Raw genomic sequence first — 4623 nt, 5'->3', positions numbered from 1 at the left:
GCGGGTGGCCAGCGCCGGCGTGCCGATGCGCAGGCCGGAGGTGACCATGGGCGGCCGCGGGTCGAACGGCACCGCGTTGCGGTTCACCGTGATGTCGATGGCCGCCAGCAGGTCCTCGCCCTGCTGTCCGTCCAGCTCGGAATTGCGCAGGTCGACCAGGACCAGGTGCACGTCCGTGCCGCCGGTCAGCACCGTGATGCCCTTCTCCGCGACGTCGTGCTGCGACAGCCGCTCGGCCAGGATCCGTGCGCCCGCCAGCGTACGCTGCTGGCGGTCGGCGAATTCCTTGGAGGCGGCAACCTTGAACGCCACGGCCTTGCCCGCGATGACATGTTCGAGCGGCCCGCCCTGCTGGCCTGGGAACACCGCGGAATTGATCTTCTTGGCGATGTCCGCCTCGTTGGTCAGGATGATGCCGCCGCGCGGCCCCGCCAGCGTCTTGTGCGTGGTGGACGTGACCACGTGGGCGTGCGGCACCGGGCTGGCGTGTAGGCCGGCGGCCACCAGGCCGGCGATGTGCGCCATGTCCACCATCAGGTACGCCCCGACCTCGTCGGCGATCCGGCGGAATTCCGCGAAGTCGAGCTCGCGCGGATAGGCGGACCAGCCGGCGATGATCAGCTGCGGCTGGTGCTCGTGCGCCAGCCGCTCCACCTCGGCCATGTCGACCCGGTGGTCCTCCTCGGAGACGCCATAGGCGGCCACGTTGTAGAGCCGGCCGGAGAAGTTGATCTTCATGCCGTGGGTCAGGTGCCCGCCGTGGGCCAGGTTCAGGCCCAGGATCGTGTCGCCGGGCTTGATCAGGGCGTGCATCACGGAGGCGTTCGCCTGGGCGCCGGAGTGCGGCTGGACGTTGGCGAAGCCGGCGCCGAACAGCTCCTTGACCCGGTCGATGGCCAGCTGCTCGATCACGTCCACGTGCTCGCAGCCGCCGTAGTACCGGCGCCCCGGGTAACCCTCGGCGTATTTATTGGTCAAGACCGAGCCCTGCGCCTGCATGACGGCGACGGGGGTGTGGTTCTCCGAGGCGATCATTTCCAGCCCGGACTGCTGGCGGCGCAGCTCGTTGTCGATCTGGGCGGCAATTTCCGGATCGAGGACGCCCAGGTCCACGTTCAGGCTGGTGCTGGCGACCGCCGCCATTGCCGCGCTCACGCTACTTCACCACCGTTGGCGGAGGCGTACTCCTCGGCGGAGAGCAGCGGTCCTTCCTCCGACACCTGGACGGTGAACAGCCAGCCGGCGCCGTAGGGGTCATCGTTGATCAAGGCCGGGTCGGCCACGGCGTCACCGTTGACTTCGATGACCTCACCGGTCACCGGGGAGTAGAGGTCCGAAACGGACTTGGTGGACTCGATTTCACCGCAGGTCTCACCGGCCGTCACGACGGTACCGACCTCCGGGAGATCCACGTACACGATGTCGCCCAGCGCCTCGGTTGCCACGGCAGAAACGCCAATTTTGGACGGGCCGGAACCGTCGGCGGCCACCCACTCGTGCTCCGCGGAGTATCGTAGTGCGGCGTTGACTTTGCTCACTGTGATGCCTTTCTTAAACACGCTTTTTGTTGAGGAGATGAGAGAAGGTCGAGGTCGACTCGGTCCCTGCAGTGCACCCGTTCCGTCTGCCTTGGAGCTTCGTGGGCGGAAGCACGTGCGGACGGTGATCGTGGCTTCGGTGAAGCGGTGGATGGCGGCCGGATCCCCGGGCTCCTTGGCTCGAGGCTTAGGGCGCCGGGCACCGGGAACGACGGGCGGGGATCACGGTGGGGCCAGGGCCGGCGACCAAGTCTTTGAGCGATGGCTGCGGAGGACGCGCCGCTGCAGGTCAGAAGTCATGAGGAACTCCAAGATTGGGCCGGCCCGAGGGCTCGGCTGGGATTGGGTTCCTCCCCGCTCTGTATTTGACCTGAGAGATTCCGCGGAGTGTGTTCCGCTTGCACCGTCGGTGAGCCAGGCTGCTGCCGGGCTGCTTTCCAGAGTTGCCTCGCCGCGGCGGTACATGGGCCTGAGAGATTCCTGGGGAGGATTTGCTCCTACGGCGCCTGCCCGGATGGTGTGCGGAGAGGTCTCTCCCGCCACGGTTCGAAAGGCATTCAGTTGTGGGTGATTCGCCTCACACCCTACACACAGTGCCGGTAGGATCCCAAATTCCCGCCGCCAAACATCCGGAGGCGTCGCCAACTGGGGTCACTTTCGGCCGCCACTTCAAGGTCCCGCCCCGCCGGCCGTACTCTCCGGTCCCGCCGGCGCCGGTCCAAGTCCGCGTCCGCCGCTGCGCGTGCGGGCGGACGCCGGCGCCTACACAATAAATGGATTCATCAGTATGCTTTGCGTTGATGTCGTCGAGAGGAAGGCTGATGACCGAGGCACCGGTACCGCCGGGCCGTTGACAAGAATCGACAGGTTTCGACAACGGGTTGGAACGAATGGCGCTTTGCGCCGGAAACGGAGATTTTGATGAGCAACGACATAGGACGCACGCCGCTATCGCCGGAGGAACTCGAATCCCAGTCCGGGACCGCGCTGCCGGACAAGGAAGTCGCGTCCATCCTGGATCTGAATGCCGATCTCGACCTGGCCATCGATGCGGCCGCGCCGATCGACCTGGCCGTCGCGGCTAACGCCAACGTGGCGGCCCCCATCGATGCCGCCGCCTCGGCGAACCTCCTCTCGTCCGGCTCCACGGCGCAGGCCCTGTCCGACCAGGGCGTCATCATCAATCAGGGCATCACGGCCGACGCGACCGCCGAGTCGACCCAGGACAGCACCATCGACCAGGGCAATGACACCGTAGAGGACGCCGGGGCAACGGCCGGTTCCGCTGCCGGGACGGGCGCCGCCGTCGGCGCTTCCGGCCTTGCCCAGGAGGGCGCCGCCGGGCAGGAGGAAACTGCTCCGGCGCTGCTGCCCGACGGTACCCTTCCCGATGGCACCCTGCCCGACGGCACGTTGCCGGACGGGACCCTGCCCGACACCGGATCCGTCACGGACGGCCTCGGGTCGACCCTCGACGGGAACCTGCTCAACGTCAACGTCGATCTGGCCGCGGACGCCGATATTGCCGCCCCGATCAACGGCGCCGTGGCAGCCAACGCCAACGTTGCCGCGCCGATCGACGCCGCGGTGGCGGCGAATATCGGCTCGATCGACAGCAACGCCGTCGCGGTGGCGCAGCAGGACGCCATCATCAACCAGCAGATTGACGGCAGCGCCGAGGCCAGCGCCGGCCAGCAGTCCGATCTCGAACAATAGCCCCTGAATGAGCATCAGTCCGAGCCGGCCGCCGGCCACGAGTGACCCGTTGCCCGGCGGCCGGTCGGCTGCCCCTTTGATTGACGTCCCGGCGCTGGCCGACGGCGTGCAGCTCCTCGGACCGGCACAGGGATCCGGCTACCGGGAGCCGCCCGCGCTGGTCCGGCGCGCGGACGGCCAGACGCTCCAGCTGACCCCGCTCCTGTACGCGGTCCTGGAAGGCATCGACGGCGTCCGGGGCCTCGACCAGATAGCCGAACACGCCGGCGAGACGTCCGGCCGGCTGATCACTGCCGGAAACGTGCAGACCCTGATGGAAAAGCAGCTGCTGCCGCTGGGCCTGCTGCGGCTCGCGAACGGCTCTCAGCCCGACGTCAAAAAGGCCAGCCCGCTGCTGGGCATGCGGTTCCGCTACACGGTCACGGATCCCGCGCTGACCCGGAAGCTGACCGCTCCGTTCGCCGTCCTGTTCCATCCGCTGATCGCCCTGCCCGTGACCTTGGCCTTCCTGGCGGCGTGCTGGTGGGTGCTCATGGTCAAGGGCCTCGGCTCGGCAACGCATCAAGCCTTCGCCAACCCCGGGCTGCTGCTCCTGGTGTTCGCCATCACCATTCTCTCGGCCGGCTTCCACGAGTTCGGCCATGCCGCCGGGGCCCGCCGCGGGGGCGCAACCCCGGGCGCCATGGGCGTGGGCCTGTACCTGATCTGGCCCGCCTTCTACACCGATGTCACCGATTCCTACCGGCTGGGACGCGGCGGCCGGCTCCGCACGGATCTGGGCGGCCTGTACTTCAACGCCATCGTCGTGGTGGGCACCATAGGCGCCTGGTGGCTCACCGGCTTCGACGCGCTGCTGCTGGTGGTGGTGACCCAGATACTGCAGATGGTGCGCCAACTGCTGCCCCTGGTCCGCTTCGACGGTTACCACATCCTCGCCGACGCCACCGGGGTCCCCGACCTGTTCCAACGGATCAAGCCCACCCTGCTGGGGCTGCTGCCCTGGCGGTGGTCCGATCCCGAACCCAAGCTGCTCAAGCCCTGGGCCAGGGCCGTCGTGACCGCCTGGGTCCTGGTCACGGTTCCGCTGCTCCTGTTCTGCCTCTTCATGATGGTGGTCTCGCTTCCCCGGGTCCTGGGGACGGCCTGGGCCAGCATTTTGGACCAACAAAGGCTGCTGGTGGCTGCCGGTTCGGACGGCGACGTCGCCGGCATGGCCGTGCGTGTCCTGGCGATCACCGCCGTCGCGCTTCCCATTCTCGGGATTGCCTACATCCTGCTGCGGATGGCCCGCCAGCTTGGCACGGCGGTCTGGGCGAAAACCCGTGGCCGGCCGCTCCGGCGGGTGACCGCCATGGCCGCCGCCGCGGCC

At 68.1% G+C, this 4623-nt stretch carries 3 protein-coding genes, 1 pseudogene and 1 riboswitch; of the genes and pseudogenes, 2 read left to right on the top strand and 2 right to left on the bottom strand.

From position 1 onward, the window contains the following. Both glyA and gcvH read right to left on the bottom strand, forming a co-directional pair. Nucleotides 1-1143, bottom strand: a 1143-nt coding sequence (gene glyA, locus AC5RUJ_RS11480; protein WP_494155890.1) for a serine hydroxymethyltransferase, incomplete at its 3' end; no start/stop codon positions are given. Between the two features lie 8 nt (nucleotides 1144-1151). After that, nucleotides 1152-1538, bottom strand: a complete 387-nt coding sequence (gcvH, locus tag AC5RUJ_RS11475; RefSeq protein WP_494127663.1) for a glycine cleavage system protein GcvH — start codon at nucleotides 1536-1538, stop codon at nucleotides 1152-1154. A gap of 447 nt (nucleotides 1539-1985) precedes the next feature. Further along, nucleotides 1986-2087: riboswitch (glycine riboswitch) on the bottom strand. Nucleotides 2088-2459: 372 nt separating this feature from the next. Between gcvH and AC5RUJ_RS11470 the strand changes: the two genes are divergently transcribed. Both AC5RUJ_RS11470 and AC5RUJ_RS11465 read left to right on the top strand, forming a co-directional pair. After that, nucleotides 2460-3254 carry a peptidoglycan-binding protein gene (locus AC5RUJ_RS11470; RefSeq protein WP_494001116.1) on the top strand — a complete coding sequence of 265 codons (795 nt, stop codon included), beginning with the start codon at nucleotides 2460-2462 and terminating at the stop codon, nucleotides 3252-3254. A gap of 76 nt (nucleotides 3255-3330) precedes the next feature. After that, nucleotides 3331-4623 (top strand): annotated as a pseudogene (locus tag AC5RUJ_RS11465) (hypothetical protein); the annotation flags it as partial.

This window comes from Arthrobacter sp. Y3223164 (assembly GCF_059091005.1).
The sequence above is the reverse complement of the archived record's forward strand: the minus strand, read 5'-3'. Positions and strand labels throughout refer to the sequence as shown.

Excerpts from the sequence above, each read along its gene's own strand:
- AC5RUJ_RS11470 (WP_494001116.1), top strand. The coding sequence starts at position 2,460 with ATGAGCAACGACATAGGACGCACGCCGCTATCGCCGGAGGAACTCGAA.